Origin of the sequence: Qipengyuania gaetbuli (assembly GCF_020524765.1) — a bacterium.
GTDB classification, from domain to species: Bacteria; Pseudomonadota; Alphaproteobacteria; order Sphingomonadales; family Sphingomonadaceae; genus Qipengyuania; species Qipengyuania gaetbuli_A.
In genome coordinates this window covers 459,927-474,036 of the sequence record NZ_JAIVLR010000002.1, presented here as the reverse complement: position 1 = coordinate 474,036, position 14,110 = coordinate 459,927, and the positions used below count along the sequence as shown (strand labels likewise).

Here is a 14,110-nt window from a genome sequence, read left to right as displayed (position 1 = left end):
TGCTGATCGAAAGGTTAAGCAAGAGGAGTAGACCGGCCCCATGTGGACCAAGTTCAAACGGCTGTTCGTGATCAAGACGCGCTTCGAAGCGTATCTGATCATCTATGGCCTTGCGCTTGGTGCCATGACGCGCGGTGCGCACTACACGCAGGAATATCCTGGCGTTGGCGGCTATCTCCTGTTCGCAGCAACCGCCGGTGCCGTCTTCCTTGGCGGGGCGAAGATCCTCGACGCTATCCGCTACGAAACGGAAGCGCGTGAGGCTGCGGAAGCTGCCGAAGACAGCGAATAATCCGATACATTTGAGCGAAGGTGGGGGTTTCTGTTGCTAGCTACCCCCGGAGCCCCGGAATCCGCTTCTGTTGCCCGGTGGGTCCAACCGCGCTTTAGCTTTGTAAGATCAGGCCGTTAGGCCGTCAGATTACGCTGCGAGAGCGAGTGCTTCGTTGTCGTTGGCACTTATGTGTTGTGAACAGTTTTACGGGTTACTCAGCCCGGGCAAAAACACCGTCTTTCAGCACACGTCGATCCTGGTTCGGCCCCGTCAGAAACCGCGTGTTTTCCGCGGGTTGTGGTGGAGCCGCCGGGTACTGCCCCCGGGTCCGTTGTACCTATTGCACGGCGCAGTTTATCGCCATAGCCGGCCGAAACCGGCAGGCCCTATATAGCGACGCGAGGCTTAATGTGAAGTGAGCGGCGGGACGAAATCGCTTCGCCCCGCCCCATTGCGTCAGCTGCGCTTCTTCAGTTCATCCCGGATTTCGGTGAGCAGTTCGATCTCGGTCGGGCCGGCAGGCGCTTCGTCCTGCTTTTCCTCGAATTCGGCCATCACCTTCTTGGCATAGCGCACCAGCAGGAAGATGATGAAAGACAGGATCAGGAAGTTGATGATCGCGGTAATGAAGCTGCCGTAACCGATCATGGCTGCACCCGCTTCCTTGAGGGCGGCATAGTCGGTCATCGAGCCTTCGTAGCCTTCCGGCGTGCTCAGCAGGATGAAGTAGTTCGAGAAGTCGGCTCCGCCGAAAATCGCGCCCACGAACGGCATGATGATGTCGTCGGTCAGCGAGGCGACGATCGTGCCGAAGGCCCCTGCGATAATGACCGCGACGGCCAAGTCGATCACATTGCCCTTGGCAATGAAGTCCTTGAAGTCCTTGAGCATGATTTACAGTCCCTCCCACGCTTAACCGCTGAAAACCGCAGTTTTCTGCCAGTTGCGCAGCCATGCGACAAGCCCCCGCAATCCTTGAATGCACAGCGCGGCGTGCTATCTATGTAAAACAGTCTTCAGAAGGGGATTCTTCGATGAAACGTCTTGCCGCTTTCCGTGTCGCCCTGGTGGCGGCCTTCGCGATGGCCGTGTCCGCTTGCGGGATCAATTCGGTGCCCACGGCGGAAGAAAACGCCAAGGCGCGCTGGGCCGACGTGCAGAGCGCCTACCAGCGCCGCGCCGACCTCGTCCCGAACCTGGTGTCGACCGTTCGCGCCGCAGCCAATTCGGAAGAGGAAATCCTCACCCAGGTGATCGAGGCCCGCGCGCAGGCCACCTCGACCACGATCAATGCCAACGAGCTCGGCGATGCGCAGAAGTTCCGCGCATTCGAACAGGCGCAGGGCAATCTCGGCAGCGCGCTGTCGCGCCTGATGGTCGTCGTCGAACGCTACCCCGAACTGCAGAGCCAGCAGCGTTTCGCCGACCTGATGGTCGCGCTGGAAGGCACGGAAAACCGGATCGACAACGCCCGCACCCGCTACAACGAAGCGGTGCAGGGGTATAACACGACGATCCGCACCTTCCCCGACATCATCGGTGCGAAGATCATCCACGGCGCCGAACCGATGGAAACCTTCCAGGCCGATGCTGCGGCGCAGAGCGCTCCCACGGTCGACTTCGGCGACATGGACCCGGCGAACAGCGAAAACTGATCGCTGCGGAGCCAAGCGTCATGCAACGCGTGATCCTCTTGCTTGCTCTGGTGCTGGCGGCGCTCGCGTCGCCTGCGCTGGCGCAGGATTTCCCGGCGAGGCCCGATGGCCCTGTTTACGATGCGGCCGACCTCCTGCCTGCAGCCGAGGAAGAGGCGCTGGCGGCACGGCTGACCGAATACAATCTCGCCACGGGCAATGCCGTGGTCGTCGCGACGGAACCGACGACCGGCGGGCGCGATATCGACCTCTATTCGCGCGATCTCGCCGAATACTGGGACATCGGCGGTGCGGAGACGGAAAAAGGCGTTCTCGTCTACATCGCGCGTGACGACCGCCAGATGGCGATCAAGACCGCGCGCGGTGTTCAAGGCGTGCTGACCGACATATCCGCGGGCCGGATCATCCGCGACACCATGCGCCCGGCTTTCCGCGAAGGCGATTTTCCTGGCGGGATCAACGGTGCGGTGGACCAGATCATCGAGCGCCTGGCCATCGACCCGGTCGACGCAGCCGCGATAGCGGAAGCGGAAGCCGCATCCGAAGCCCAGCGCGAAACCGAAGGCAGCTTCCCGCTGGGCGGGTTCATCTGGCTGGCCTTCATATTCTTCTTCTTCATCCTCCCCATGCTGCGGGGCGGTCGCAAGGCGCGCCGTTATAGCCGGGGCCCGTGGGGCGATACCGCCCGCGACATCATCCTGTGGGAAGTCGGCAAGGCCGTCGTGCGCGGGCTTGAAGATGGCGGGCGCGGCGGTGGCTGGGGAGGCGGCGGTGGCGGCTTCGGTGGTTTCGGCGGCGGAGGCGGCGGTTTCAATGGCGGCGGCGCCTCGGGGGGCTGGTGATGCGATATCTCGACGAAGCTCAGCACCGGATCGTGACCGAGGCGGTTCGAACCGCCGAACTCTCGACTTGCGGGGAAATCGTGCCGGTCCTTGCCGACAGGTCAGACGGCTATACCGACGTGGCGCTATGGTGGGCAGCCACTATGGCATTCACCGCCATGAGCGTTTTCGCACTTTTTCCCGACGTTTTCCTCGACCTGCGTATCGCCTTCGCCGGGGCCTGGGCTGCCGAGCCGACGCTCGGCGAATCCTTTGCCCTCCTCACCGGTTTCGGCCTGATCGTATTCCTCGCGGTGATTTCCGTGCATTTGATCCAGGCGGTCAAGTTCGCTCTCATCCCCTCGCCCGTTAAGCGCCAGCGCGTCCGCGATGCCGCGATAAAGCATTTCAAGGTCGGGGCGGAACGGCGGACGCATGGCCGCACGGGCGTCCTCCTCTACCTCTCGATGCGCGAACACCGCGCGGAGATCGTCGCCGACGAAGCGATCGCCGCGATCGTCCCCGCCGAGGTTTGGGGCGAAGCCATGGCCGACATGCTCGCCGAAATTAAGCAAGGTCGCATCGCGGAAGGCCTTGCGGCAGGCGTGCGCGATGTCGGCGTCGTGCTGGCCGAACACTTCCCACGCGGCGATGAAGACCTGAACGAATTGCCCGACCGCCTCATCGAGGTATAGGGACGGCCCATGGCCGAAAACATCGAAGTGCCGGGCCGCGACGCGGACGCCGACAAGCCTGAAGAAATCATGTGGCAGGGGCGGTTCGTTACCACGAAGCGCCGCGGACGCTGGGAATATGCCAGCCGGTCCCGCGGCATCCGTGCGGCTGCCATCATCGCGATCGACGACGAGGATCATGTCATCCTCGTATCGCAATACCGCGTGCCGCTCGGGCGTATCTGCCTGGAAATTCCCGCCGGCCTTATTGGTGACGACGAAGGCAAGAGCGGCGAAAGCCCGGAGGCTGCCGCAGGCCGCGAGCTGGAAGAGGAAACCGGCTACCGCGCCGCGCGGATGGAAAATTTGGGCGAATTCTATTCCTCGCCCGGCATGGTCAGCGAAAGCTTCACCCTGCTGCGCGCGCAAGGCCTGGAAAAAGTCGGCGACGGCGGCGGAACCGATAGCGAGGATATTGTCGTGCACCGCGTTCCGCGCACGGGACTTGCGGAATTCGTTGCCCGCTGGCGCGCGATGGGTCACGGTGTCGACGTAAGGATCGCCATGCTGATGGCATCCGCCGGATTACTCACGGGAGAATAGGAACATGGCAGGACGGTGTGCGGGCAAGCTGGCCCTGGTGACGGGGGCGGCGCAGGGTCTTGGACGGGCCCATGCCAAGCGGCTGGCGGAAGAAGGCGCGCGGGTCCTGTGCACCGATATCAATGGCGACGGGGCGCAAGCTACCGCTGCCGAAATCGTCGAGGAAATGGGTGCCGGCCATGCCTACGGCATCCAGCACGACGTGACCAATCCCGATGATTGGGAGCGCGCGGTCGAAACGGCCGATGCGGAACTCGGCGGCCTCAACGTGCTCGTCAACAATGCCGGGATCGGCGTAGCGGGCAATATCGAGACCTGCGATTTCGAGGACTGGAAGCGCTGCTTCTCGGTCAATGTGGATTCGATCTTCCACGGCTGCCAGAAAGCCCTGCCCCTGATGCGCGAACACGCGCCAGGGTCGATCATCAACATCTCGTCAATTGCGGGCCTGATCGCCAGCGACACCATGCCGGCCTACAATGCGTCGAAGGCCGCGGTGTGGATGCTGTCGAAATCGATCGCGCTCCACTGCGCCAAGAAGCAGATGCAGATCCGCTGCAATTCGATCCACCCCACCTTCGTCGACACGCCGATCCTCGACGGGACGGCGCGGCATTCGGGGCTGGACAAGGATGTGCTGCTGGAAAAACTCGCCCGGCAGATCCCGCTCAAATTCGTTGGCGAGCCGAACGATATCGCCAACGCGGTCGTTTACCTCGCCAGTGACGAGAGCCGTTTCATGACCGGGGCCGAACTCAAGCTGGACGGCGGCATTTCGGCCATGTGACCCGCACGGCGGGCAGGTGGTTGAGGACGCGGAATTGCCCCCGCGTCCTCTGTCAGTCTGCAATCAGCGCGATGCCGAGGTAGACGAGGATGAAGCTGCCGAAGCCGAGCAGCGTACCCAGGACGAAGCCCACGCGAACCAGCGTGGTGTCGATCCCGAAGTAGCGGCCGATGCCGGCGCACACACCCATCAGCTTGCCGTTCTGGCGATCCAGGCGGAAGCTGCGGCTTTCGCGGATGGGCTGGTCTTTGCGGAACTTGAGGTCGTTCATGCCAGGGCTCCGGTCGGCGTTGCGTTGACGATGGCAGTGGCGAAAAAGGCCGCCGAGATCATCAGCGATGCGGCAGCGGCGAAAAGGCGGCCACCGAAGTTTTCACTGTCGAACATTTCTATCGATCCTTGCATTGGAGTTGGGTTGATCAGGCGACGAGGCCAGCGGGCGTTGCGGGGATGATGGCGAAGGCCATGCTCAGAGCCGAAAGGCCGAGGGCGAAGACTGCTGCGAAGGCCTTGCTGCTGTCGAAATCGAAGACGGACATTGTATAATTCCCTTTTATTCGTGTCGTTTCCCGGACCATCCGGGGGACATGACAAGCATTGCAACGGGCGTGCCAAAATCGAAAAATGGCAGAAATCCGCCATTCTTGACTTAACGGCAAGCTGACCGGCCGTTCATCAATCCGAAAGGTTGGGAAATTTCACCAACTGTTGGAATTGGCATTTTTCTGGCGGTCGCGAGATGCGCACGCTAACCCTCGCGCAGTCCATGCTCGAGCGCATTTCCCTCACCCATTTCCGCAACCACACGGCCTCGGAGCTGCGCGATACCGCGCGCTTCAACCTGCTCGTGGGGGAAAACGGCGCGGGCAAGACGAACGTGCTCGAAGCCCTGTCGCTCCTCGCCCCGGGTCGCGGCCTGCGCCGCGCCGCGCTGGCGGAGATGGTGGAGCATTCCGCCATGACCGGCTTCGGCGTCGGGGCGGACCTGATGCAGGACGGCGAGGCAGTCCGGCTCGGCACCTATACCGAAAGCGATGCGCCCGGCAGGCGCAAGGTGCGTATCAACGGCTCTGAGAGCACGGCGACCGCGCTCGGCGAATGGCTGGCGCTTACCTGGCTGACACCGGCGATGGACGGCCTGTTCACCGGCCCTGCCGCGGATCGTCGGCGCTTCATGGACCGCATGGCCCTCGCGCTCGATCCCGCCCATGCGAGCCACGCGGCACGCTACGAGGCGGCCTTGCGCGAGCGGAACCGGCTCCTGTCGGACGATCGCACGCCCGATGGCGCGTGGCTCGATGCGATCGAGGCGCAGATGGTCGAGCACGGCGGGCGGCTTATCCAGGGCCGCCGCCTGCTGGTCGATACACTCATGGCTCGCATCGCGCATATGCCTGCCGAACCCTTTGCGCGCCCTGCCCTGACCTATGCGCCGGGCGGTGCCGACAGCAGCGAAAGCCTTTCGCAGGCGCTATTCGAGAACCGCAGCCGCGATCGCGCAGCCCAGCGCACCCTGTCGGGCCCGCACCGTGACGAGTTGGAAGTCGTCCATGCGGCCAAGCGCGTGCCTGCGGCGCAAAGCTCGACCGGAGAACAGAAGGCGATGCTGGTCGCCATAACTCTTGCCCATGCCGCCATTGCCGCGCAGGGGCGCGCAGGCGTGCTGTTGCTGGACGAGGTTGCTGCGCACCTCGACCCGGTGCGCCGTGCCGCGCTGTTCGACCAATTGTCGGCCAGCGGCGCGCAGGTCTGGATGACGGGGACAGAGCTTGCCCCCTTCGACGTCATCGCGGGCGAGGCCGCTGTCTGGCGCGTCGACGCAGGCGAAATCCGGCGCGCCTAGTCGGCAGGAGGGATAGCCGCCTCGACCTCTTCGACGGTCGCAGCAACCAGCTTGTCGATACCCTCGTTCGTCGGGTGGATCCGGTCGTCCTGAAACAGCGAGGGATCCTGGTAGATCGTCTCCAGCCAGAAGGGGATCAGCGTCGCGCCATACTGCCTGGCGAGGTCGGGGTAGAGCGCATCGAAGGCCTGCTGGTATTCCGGGCCGTAGTTCGGCGGCGAACGCATGCCCATCAGCACAACCGGGATGTTTCGCCCCTTCAGTTCGGCCAGCATGCTTTCGAAATTGGCGCGCGTTTCGGCAGGCGAAAGGCCGCGCAGCATATCGTTGCCACCCAGTTCCAGCAGGACGAGGTCGGGCTTCACCGGCTGGTTGTCGAGCGCAAAGGCGAGGCGCTTGGCACCGGCAGCGCTGGTCTCTCCCGACACGGCAGCATTGGTCACGCGGGCATTGATGCCCCGTTCGCGCAAAGCCCTTTCGAGATCGGCCGGATAGCTATTTTCAAGGCCGATGCCGTAGCCTGCGAAAAGGCTGTCGCCGAACGCGAAGATGTGGCGTTCTGGCCCCGCGACCTCGATCGGTGCCGCGACTTCGGCGCTCGCCGCGGTTTCGGGCGCGCGCTCGGCCGTATCGGCGTCGCTCCCGCAGGCAACGAGGGCAAGAGCGGCGGCGAGCATCGACGAACTACGCAGGACCATCGGCGGACTTCCTTGTGACTTGTGGTGCCTTCTGCCATCGCAGCCGCGTGACGACTTCTCAAGACGCGATTTGCGCCCGTGACCTGCGCCTCACTCTCGGCTCTGCCGAAGCGCCGGTGGAAATCCTCAAGGGGCTCGACCTCACCATCGCCCGCGGCGAGACGGTGGCCCTGCTCGGCCCGTCCGGTTCGGGCAAGAGTTCGCTCATGGCGGTACTCTCCGGCCTGGAACGCGCGACCAGTGGCACGCTGAGCGTTGCAGGGCAGGATTTCGCTGCCCTAGATGAGGATGCGCTGGCCCGCGCCCGGCGTGGCCGCATCGGCATCGTCCTCCAGGCCTTCCACCTGCTGCCCACCATGACCGCTCTCGAAAACGTGGCGACGCCGATGGAACTGGCAGGAGACACCGACGCACAGGCCCGCGCCCGTGCGGAACTGGAGGCAGTGGGCCTCGGCCACAGGCTCGACCATTACCCGCAGCAGCTTTCGGGCGGCGAACAGCAGCGCGTGGCCATCGCCCGAGCCATCGCGCCGCGCCCCGACCTGATTTTCGCCGACGAGCCGACCGGCAACCTCGATGCGGCGACCGGCCACGAGATCGTGGAGTTGCTGTTCGCCCGGCGCGCCGAAACGGGCGCGACCCTGCTCGTGATCACGCACGATCCGGAACTCGCCGATCACTGCGACCGCGTCCTCACGCTCGGTGACGGGCGCATCGCCAGCGACACCGCCGGGAAGACCGCGCGCGCATGAGTTGGGGCACGGCATGGCGGATTGCCCGGCGCGACCTCAACGCGCGCTTCAAGGGTTTGCGCCTGCTGCTGGTGTGCATCTTCTTGGGTACGGCGGCGCTGGCCGCGATCGGCACGCTGACCGCCGCGATCGAGCGCGAACTGGCCGCAAACGGCCAGCAATTCCTCGGCGGCGACCTCCAGATCGAGTTGTGGCAGCGCTCGCTCAATGACGAGGAGCGCGCCGCGCTGGAGGAGCTGGGCACGGTATCCGCCGGCACCCGTCTGCAGGCCATGGCCCGCAAGGACGACATTGCCGCCCCTATCGAGCTGAAGGCAGTCGACGCCAGCTATCCGCTCTACGGATCGCTGGTGCTGGACGGGGGCAGGACTGCCGGCGCGCCAAAGGGGAACGAGGCCTACCTTGCCCCCGGAGCCGCCGACCGGCTCGGCGTCGCGGCAGGCGATACCATCCTTATCGGTACCGAGACGCTGCAGGTCGCCGGTATCATCGAGGACGAGCCCGACCGTCTGGGCGAAGGCTTCCAGCTCGGCCCGACAATCATCGTCGCCGAAGACCTGCCCACGCGCGCAGGACTGCTTGCGCCCGGCTCCATGTACCAGAGCAAGACACGCGTCGCCTTCGACGCCCAGCGCGACCTCGAAGCTGCCGAGGAAGCGCTAAAGGCGCGTTTCCCCGAAGCCGGTTTCGACATCGACACGGCCGATCGCGCAGCGCCCGGGACAGACCGGTTCGTCAGCCGCATGAGCGAGTTCCTCACCCTCGTCGGGCTGGCCGCGTTGGTCATCGCCGGGATCGGCATCGGCGGGGGCGTTTCCTCCTATCTCGATGCGCGCCGCCAGTCGGTCGCCACGCTCAAGATCCTCGGCGCGACCAGCAGCGACATCGCGCGCATCTACGCCTTGCAGATACTGGCCGCCGCCGCGGTGGGAAGCCTTGCGGGCCTCGCGGTCGGCGTTGCTGCCGTGCCGCTCCTGGCGACCGCGCTGGAGGGCTTGCTCCCGGTCGACACGGGTTTCGTGTTTGATGCCGGCGCTTTGCTGCTGGCGGCCAGTTACGGCCTGCTTGTAGCGCTGGTATTCGCCGCGCCGCCGCTGATGCGGGCGCGGCATTTTCCTGCGATGGCCCTCATGCGGGCCCGCGTGGCTCCGCTAGCCCGTGACAAGTCCGCACTGCTGGTAGTGCTGGCAGGACTTGCGGCGATCGTGGGCCTGGCGCTCGTCACCGCGCAGCAACCGATGCTATCGGGCGGCTTCCTTGCCGGTGCGGCCGTCGTCCTTGGCCTGCTTGCGGCACTCGGCTGGACCATCCGCGCCGTTGCTGCGGCCCTGCCCCGCCCGGCGAGCCCGGTTGCCCGCGCGGCGCTTGCCAATATCCATCGTCCGGGCTCCAGCACCGGCGCGCTGGTCACCGCCCTCGGCTTCGGACTGGCAGCCTTTGTGCTCCTGGCGGCGGTGCAGAGCGCCATCGACGGCAATATCGAGAAGCGCGTTCCGGCGCAGGCGCCCGACTATTTCGTGCTCGACATCCCGCGCGAGAGCGAGGCGCAGTTCCACGCCCTGGTCCACGAGACGGACCCGGAAGCGAAGATCCGCACCGTCCCCGCCCTGCGCGGAGCCGTCCTCGCCTTCGGGGCGAAGGACAACATGACCCGCACGGCCACGCTGGAAGAAATTCCCGACGGGGCCTGGGCGCTGCGCGGCGAACGCGGACTGACCTATTCGGAAACGGTGCCGGACGGCAATTCGGTGACCGACGGCGAATGGTGGGGCCAGATGTACGACGGCGAGCCGCTGGTATCCATCGACGAAGAATTTGCCCGGGCGGCCGGCCTCGAAATCGGCGACTATCTGACCTTCGGCGTGCTCGGCGTCGAAGTTAATGCACGGATCGCCAATACCCGCCGGATCGACTGGGAGAGCATGGGTTTCAACTACGTCTTCGTGCTCAGCCCCAATGCCCTGCGCGACACGCCGCACAATCTCGCCGCGACTGTCGAACTGCGCGAAGGCACGCCGACCGGCCCGTTGCTGCAGACGCTGGTACGCGAATTCCCGTCGAGTTCGGTCATCGAGGTGGGCGGCGTGTTGCAGCAGGCGCGCACGATCCTCGAACAGGTCGGCCTGGCCACCCTGGCAGCGGCGAGCGTCGCGGTCCTTGCCGGGCTTGCCGTGCTGCTAGGCGCCATCGCTGCGGCACGGGCATCGCGCACCTACGACACGGTCGTGCTGCGTGTCCTTGGCGCCGACCGGCGGCAGGTACTGACCATGCAGCTGATCGAATACGGCCTGCTGGCAGGAGCGCTGGCGCTGGTAGCACTCGGCCTCGGCAGCCTGACCGCATGGCTGGTCATCACCCAGCTGTTCGAATTCGACTGGCTGCCCGACTGGGGCGAAATCCTTGCCGTTCTCGGCCTCGGCCTAGCGGTCGTGATCGCCTTTGCGGTCGGTGCCTCGCTGCCGCTGCTCCGCGCCAAGCCGGCGCAGGCGCTGCGCGCGCTCTAGCGGTACCGCACGCCCTTCCCGGCGCGATACTCCTCGCGCAGGCCATAACGATGGTCGAGGCCCAGCCCGTGGGGATTGTCGCCCCACTGGTTGTCGCTCCGATCGCTCGGCAGCACGGTGATCACGAAAATCCCGATCGATGCCAGCCAGCCAACGAACGGGACAAGCGAGAGCAGCGCGAGGACGAGATACAGCCAGCCCGACAATCCGACATCGTGGAAACGCCGGATCGTCAATGCGAGCATGGGGATCAGCGAAACCAGCAGGAACAGGCCGAAGACCAGCAGGCCAAGTCCGGCAGATTCGAGGTCCGGTTCCACATAGGCCTGGTCAAACAGGAAGGAATCGAAAGCACCGCCCGCAATCAGGATCACCAGCATGACCACGCAGAAGAATAGCGTGAACATCCAGTATTCCATCCGGGTTGATCTGCCGCTGAATTCGAAGAACCGGGCGTAAGGAAGAAGCATGTATTCCATTGTATTCCCCTCCAGAATTCGGTGGAAATACAAATTCACGAGTAAAAAAATCGTTTTTCATTTGGGCAAAAAGAAAGGGGGGCGAGAACGCCCCCTTTCAATTGTGTATCCGAATGGATTGTATTTAGAACTTGTACTTCACCGCAGCGCCGTAGGTGCGCGGCTGGTTCGGATAGCCCGAGATCGACCGCGACTGGGCGACCGAGTCGAAGATCGTCGTGATGTAACGGTCGTCGAGCAGGTTGCGGCCCCAGATGCTGAGTTCGAGACCCATGTCGAAGGCATAGGTCAGGCTGGCCGACAGCTCGTCCACTTCACGGCGGAACGGACGGGCGGCTGCGAAGGCAGCTTCCTGGCCGCCGCTGACGAAGCCCGGCAGGCCGTCAGCGACCTGGACGGGCGCTTCGTAGTAGTAGTTGGTCGCGAAGATGATGCGATCGCCCGCATCGTTCACTTCCTTGTCGTAGAGCATGCCGAAGCTCGCGGAGAGCTGCGAGATGCCTGCAACCATACGGCCCGAAAGATCGCCGATCGAGCTATCGGTGAAGCTCACGTATTCGGGGTCGAGGTAGGTAAAGGCGACGGTGAAGGTCAGGTCGTCGGTCGGACGGACGTTACCGTCGAATTCCACACCGAAGGTTTCCTGCAGACCGGCGTTCGCCAGCGCGAAGCCCGTGCCGGTGAAGATGTTCGACTGGAAGCCATCGATCTTCTGGTTGAAGAACGTGAGGTTGGCCGAGGCGTAGTCCCAGTTACCCTTGAAACCGAGCTCGATGACCTCGGTTTCTTCCGGACCCGCGAAACGCGAACCGGTCGACAGGTTCACCGGGTTGATACCGGCTGCGATGATGGCCGGCAGGTCGCTCTGCAGCGGACGGCTGTCGCGCGACAGGTTGAACGAGCTCGCCTTGAAGCCGGTCGCATAGCTCACATACATGTTGAGCGAGGGCGACACGTCGTAAGCCAGGCGTGCGGTCCAGCTCCAGTCGTCGTCGCCGGTCGTGCCGTCTTCCACCGCGTTCGGAACGTTGAGGAAGGGCGGCAGGAACTGCAGCGGCTGGAGAGCCAGCAGCGGGTTCACCGCCGGGTTGGTGTCGTTCGCATCGGCAAAAGCCTGCACGCCTGCCGAAACCTGCGCGAAGGCAGCCGGGTTGCCGGCGGCAAATGCACCGATTTCCGCCTGCGTTGCGGGGCGGCCAAGCATCAGCAGCGAGCCGACCTGCGTAGCAAGGCCCTGTGCGAAGATGGCGGTGTTGCCCACGCCGACCAGGTCGAGGCCCGAGAAGACGTCGTTGGAGATCACGTTGGTGGTGATTTCCTTGTCGTCCTTCGTCCAGTTGGCGCCCAGCGTCAGGGTCAGGCCGTCGGTGATTTCGAAGTCGAGCTGGCCGAACAGCGACAGCGCTTCGTTGTCGAGAGTGTAGGCTTCGGTCAGGCCGGTGCCCGGAGCGAAGAACTGGCCGATGAGGTTGCGGCCGGTCAGCGCGCCGATGGTCGCTTCAAGGTCGAGGATCGCGAAGTCGTTCGGGCCAAGTGCTGCCAGCTGCGGAGCGATCAGGAGGTTCGCGTATTCACGGAAGTCCTGGCCGTAGAACAGCTGGTTGGTCTGCTCGATGCTTTCGTTGAAATAGAACGCGCCGAGCAGGAAGCCGAGACGGTCGCCGATTTCACCCGAAACGCGCAGTTCCTGCGTGAAGGTTTCGAGGCCGGTGTCGGCGAAGTTGCGACCGATCAGGTCGGTGGTGGTGAAGTCCGAATCCTGGTCGGTGGCGAGGTCGCTTTCGCGATAGGCCGTGATCGAGGTCAGGGTAACGGCACCAAGATCGTAATCGATCTGGCCCGAAATGCCCTTGTTCTCGATGTCGTTGCTGGAATCGAAGTTCACAGAGACGATGTCGGCGAAGGGATCGTTCGCATCGCTAACTTGGCCGCCCAGCGCGAAGATCGCCTGCGTTGCGGCGCTCTGCTGAAGGTTGATGACGCCGCAGCAGTTCTCGTCGATCTTGTCGTAATCGGCAATGATGCGGACCTTGAGGGCATCGGCGTTATCGAACAGCAGCTGGCCGCGGCCGAACCAACGGTCGCGGTTGTTGACGTCGTTGCCGGTGCCGATGTCGGTCAGGTAACCGTCGCGCTTGTTGATGCCGCCAGCAAGGCTGAAGGCGAAGTTTTCGGACAGCGGGCCGGTGACATAGCCCTTGCCCACGATCGCGTTGTAATTGCCGTAGCTCAGCTCGACCGCGCCGCCGAAGTCGAATTGCGGTTCCTTGGTAACGATCGAGATGACGCCGGCGCTGGCGTTCTTGCCGAACAGGGTCGACTGGGGACCACGCAGGACTTCGATACGCTGCACGTCGGGCAGGTCGGTGATCTGCGAGGCGGTACGGCTGCGATAGACGCCGTCCACGAAGACGCCGACCGACGGTTCGATACCGGCATTGTTCGCGCCGTTGCCGAAGCCGCGGATGAGGAAGTTGGTGTTGGCCGAGCTCTGCAGCTGGTTCACGCGAAGCGAGGGAACCTGGGTCTGCAGGTCGCCGAGGTCGCGGATCTGCGCGCGCTCGATCGTTTCGGCAGTAGTGACGCTGACGGCGACAGGGATTTCCTGCAGCGTCTGTTCGCGCTTGGTGGCGGTAACGATGATGACATTGCTGTCGGCTTCTTCTTCGGCTGCGACGTCTTCGTCAGCATCGGCGTCCTGCGCGAAGGCGGCGCCGGGCAGCGCGAGTGCTGCGGCACCTGCCAGCAGGGCGGTACGAACGGCCGTCTTGCGGCCGGTACGAATGAAATTCATCGAGTATATCCTCTCTCAAGAACGTGTTCTGGTCTGCCGCGCAGTCCCCAAAATCACGCAGGCTGGCGCCGAATTATTGTCCAGCCCGTTTTGCGACAAGCATTTAGGCAGGTCTATTCGCAGCGCGATGCTCTGTGTGCCATTCACGCAACAGTTCGCGATGCTTGCCGCAATGCACCATCTCGGCTAGGGGCGCGCACGAATTGGCGCAGGCCGAATCCGTGCC

General features: G+C 64.1%; 17 protein-coding genes and 1 other RNA gene. 10 read left to right on the top strand and 8 right to left on the bottom strand.

Annotated elements, in window-relative coordinates; genetic code table 11:
• Positions 1–40: 40 nt before the first annotated feature.
• Positions 41–292, top strand: a complete 252-nt coding sequence (locus tag LC083_RS10765; protein WP_160606322.1) for a hypothetical protein — start codon at positions 41–43, stop codon at positions 290–292.
• A gap of 55 nt (positions 293–347) precedes the next feature.
• Here LC083_RS10765 and ssrA read toward each other — a convergent pair.
• Positions 348–693, bottom strand: a transfer-messenger RNA (tmRNA) gene (ssrA, locus tag LC083_RS10760).
• Positions 694–730: 37 nt separating this feature from the next.
• On the bottom strand, positions 731–1,165 hold the full coding sequence (gene mscL / locus LC083_RS10755; protein WP_226700384.1) for a large conductance mechanosensitive channel protein MscL: 435 nt from the start codon (positions 1,163–1,165) through the stop codon (positions 731–733).
• Between the two features lie 143 nt (positions 1,166–1,308).
• On the opposite strand from mscL, the gene LC083_RS10750 reads away from it, so the two are divergent.
• From LC083_RS10750 to LC083_RS10730, 5 genes are read left to right on the top strand one after another with little or no spacing between them, the layout of a single operon-like run.
• Positions 1,309–1,929 carry a LemA family protein gene (locus LC083_RS10750; RefSeq protein WP_226700383.1) on the top strand — a complete coding sequence of 207 codons (621 nt, stop codon included), beginning with the start codon at positions 1,309–1,311 and terminating at the stop codon, positions 1,927–1,929.
• Positions 1,930–1,949: 20 nt separating this feature from the next.
• Entirely contained in the window at positions 1,950–2,771 is an 822-nt protein-coding gene (locus LC083_RS10745) for a TPM domain-containing protein (RefSeq protein ID WP_226700382.1), read from the top strand.
• Positions 2,771–3,445, top strand: a complete 675-nt coding sequence (locus LC083_RS10740; protein WP_226700381.1) for a TPM domain-containing protein — start codon at positions 2,771–2,773, stop codon at positions 3,443–3,445. The genes LC083_RS10745 and LC083_RS10740 overlap by 1 nt, the downstream gene beginning before the upstream one ends.
• Positions 3,446–3,454: 9 nt before the next feature.
• Positions 3,455–4,027, top strand: a complete 573-nt coding sequence (locus LC083_RS10735) for an NUDIX hydrolase (protein WP_226700380.1) — start codon at positions 3,455–3,457, stop codon at positions 4,025–4,027.
• Between the two features lie 4 nt (positions 4,028–4,031).
• Positions 4,032–4,814 carry an SDR family oxidoreductase gene (locus LC083_RS10730; protein WP_226700379.1) on the top strand — a complete coding sequence of 261 codons (783 nt, stop codon included), beginning with the start codon at positions 4,032–4,034 and terminating at the stop codon, positions 4,812–4,814.
• A 52-nt stretch (positions 4,815–4,866) separates the two neighbouring features.
• On the opposite strand, the gene LC083_RS10725 is transcribed toward LC083_RS10730, so the two are convergent.
• Genes LC083_RS10725 through LC083_RS10715 form a run of 3 tightly spaced genes read right to left on the bottom strand, consistent with a single transcriptional unit; the run spans position 4,867 to position 5,353 of the window.
• Entirely contained in the window at positions 4,867–5,085 is a 219-nt protein-coding gene (locus LC083_RS10725) for a PspC domain-containing protein (protein WP_226700378.1), read from the bottom strand.
• Positions 5,082–5,201 (bottom strand): recombination protein F, encoded by a 120-nt coding sequence (locus LC083_RS10720; protein WP_160606314.1) that lies wholly within the window; start codon positions 5,199–5,201, stop codon positions 5,082–5,084. Before LC083_RS10720 ends, LC083_RS10725 begins: the two co-directional genes overlap by 4 nt.
• 32 nt (positions 5,202–5,233) lie before the next feature.
• Positions 5,234–5,353, bottom strand: coding sequence for a recombination protein F (locus LC083_RS10715; protein WP_160606313.1), 120 nt, complete (start codon positions 5,351–5,353; stop codon positions 5,234–5,236).
• A gap of 227 nt (positions 5,354–5,580) precedes the next feature.
• Here LC083_RS10715 and recF point away from each other — a divergent pair, with 227 nt between their 5' ends.
• Positions 5,581–6,657 carry a DNA replication/repair protein RecF gene (gene recF, locus LC083_RS10710; RefSeq protein ID WP_226700797.1) on the top strand — a complete coding sequence of 359 codons (1,077 nt, stop codon included), beginning with the start codon at positions 5,581–5,583 and terminating at the stop codon, positions 6,655–6,657.
• Here recF and LC083_RS10705 read toward each other — a convergent pair.
• Complete coding sequence (locus LC083_RS10705) at positions 6,654–7,355, bottom strand: arylesterase (RefSeq protein ID WP_226700377.1); 702 nt, start codon at positions 7,353–7,355, stop codon at positions 6,654–6,656. The genes recF and LC083_RS10705 overlap by 4 nt on opposite strands.
• Before the next feature lie 47 nt (positions 7,356–7,402).
• Here LC083_RS10705 and LC083_RS10700 point away from each other — a divergent pair, with 47 nt between their 5' ends.
• Together LC083_RS10700 and LC083_RS10695 are read left to right on the top strand one after the other, a co-directional pair.
• On the top strand, positions 7,403–8,107 hold the full coding sequence (locus tag LC083_RS10700; RefSeq protein ID WP_160606311.1) for an ABC transporter ATP-binding protein: 705 nt from the start codon (positions 7,403–7,405) through the stop codon (positions 8,105–8,107).
• Entirely contained in the window at positions 8,104–10,611 is a 2,508-nt protein-coding gene (locus LC083_RS10695) for an ABC transporter permease (RefSeq protein ID WP_226700376.1), read from the top strand. The genes LC083_RS10700 and LC083_RS10695 overlap by 4 nt, the downstream gene beginning before the upstream one ends.
• On the opposite strand, the gene LC083_RS10690 is transcribed toward LC083_RS10695, so the two are convergent.
• Entirely contained in the window at positions 10,608–11,090 is a 483-nt protein-coding gene (locus tag LC083_RS10690; protein WP_226700375.1) for a DUF805 domain-containing protein, read from the bottom strand. The two genes, LC083_RS10695 and LC083_RS10690, sit on opposite strands and share 4 nt — an antisense overlap.
• 124 nt (positions 11,091–11,214) lie before the next feature.
• Positions 11,215–13,884: a TonB-dependent receptor gene (locus tag LC083_RS10685; protein ID WP_226700374.1), complete on the bottom strand. Its 2,670-nt coding sequence runs from the start codon at positions 13,882–13,884 to the stop codon at positions 11,215–11,217.
• On the opposite strand from LC083_RS10685, the gene LC083_RS10680 reads away from it, so the two are divergent.
• Positions 13,874–14,074 (top strand): hypothetical protein, encoded by a 201-nt coding sequence (locus LC083_RS10680; RefSeq protein WP_226700373.1) that lies wholly within the window; start codon positions 13,874–13,876, stop codon positions 14,072–14,074. The genes LC083_RS10685 and LC083_RS10680 overlap by 11 nt on opposite strands.
• Positions 14,075–14,110: the final 36 nt, after the last annotated feature.

What these genes read in the sequence shown, in the direction of transcription:
- LC083_RS10765 (WP_160606322.1), top strand. Translation starts at nt 41, where the DNA reads ATGTGGACCAAGTTCAAACGGCTGTTCGTGATCAAGACGCGCTTCGAA.
- mscL (WP_226700384.1), bottom strand. Translation starts at nt 1,165, where the DNA reads ATGCTCAAGGACTTCAAGGACTTCATTGCCAAGGGCAATGTGATCGAC.
- LC083_RS10750 (WP_226700383.1), top strand. Translation starts at nt 1,309, where the DNA reads ATGAAACGTCTTGCCGCTTTCCGTGTCGCCCTGGTGGCGGCCTTCGCG.
- LC083_RS10745 (WP_226700382.1), top strand. Translation starts at nt 1,950, where the DNA reads ATGCAACGCGTGATCCTCTTGCTTGCTCTGGTGCTGGCGGCGCTCGCG.
- LC083_RS10740 (WP_226700381.1), top strand. Translation starts at nt 2,771, where the DNA reads ATGCGATATCTCGACGAAGCTCAGCACCGGATCGTGACCGAGGCGGTT.
- LC083_RS10735 (WP_226700380.1), top strand. Translation starts at nt 3,455, where the DNA reads ATGGCCGAAAACATCGAAGTGCCGGGCCGCGACGCGGACGCCGACAAG.
- LC083_RS10730 (WP_226700379.1), top strand. Translation starts at nt 4,032, where the DNA reads ATGGCAGGACGGTGTGCGGGCAAGCTGGCCCTGGTGACGGGGGCGGCG.
- LC083_RS10725 (WP_226700378.1), bottom strand. Translation starts at nt 5,085, where the DNA reads ATGAACGACCTCAAGTTCCGCAAAGACCAGCCCATCCGCGAAAGCCGC.
- LC083_RS10720 (WP_160606314.1), bottom strand. Translation starts at nt 5,201, where the DNA reads ATGTTCGACAGTGAAAACTTCGGTGGCCGCCTTTTCGCCGCTGCCGCA.
- LC083_RS10715 (WP_160606313.1), bottom strand. Translation starts at nt 5,353, where the DNA reads ATGTCCGTCTTCGATTTCGACAGCAGCAAGGCCTTCGCAGCAGTCTTC.
- recF (WP_226700797.1), top strand. Translation starts at nt 5,581, where the DNA reads ATGCTCGAGCGCATTTCCCTCACCCATTTCCGCAACCACACGGCCTCG.
- LC083_RS10705 (WP_226700377.1), bottom strand. Translation starts at nt 7,355, where the DNA reads ATGGTCCTGCGTAGTTCGTCGATGCTCGCCGCCGCTCTTGCCCTCGTT.
- LC083_RS10695 (WP_226700376.1), top strand. Translation starts at nt 8,104, where the DNA reads ATGAGTTGGGGCACGGCATGGCGGATTGCCCGGCGCGACCTCAACGCG.
- LC083_RS10690 (WP_226700375.1), bottom strand. Translation starts at nt 11,090, where the DNA reads ATGGAATACATGCTTCTTCCTTACGCCCGGTTCTTCGAATTCAGCGGC.
- LC083_RS10680 (WP_226700373.1), top strand. Translation starts at nt 13,874, where the DNA reads ATGAAATTCATCGAGTATATCCTCTCTCAAGAACGTGTTCTGGTCTGC.
- LC083_RS10685 (WP_226700374.1), bottom strand. Translation starts at nt 13,884, where the DNA reads ATGAATTTCATTCGTACCGGCCGCAAGACGGCCGTTCGTACCGCCCTG.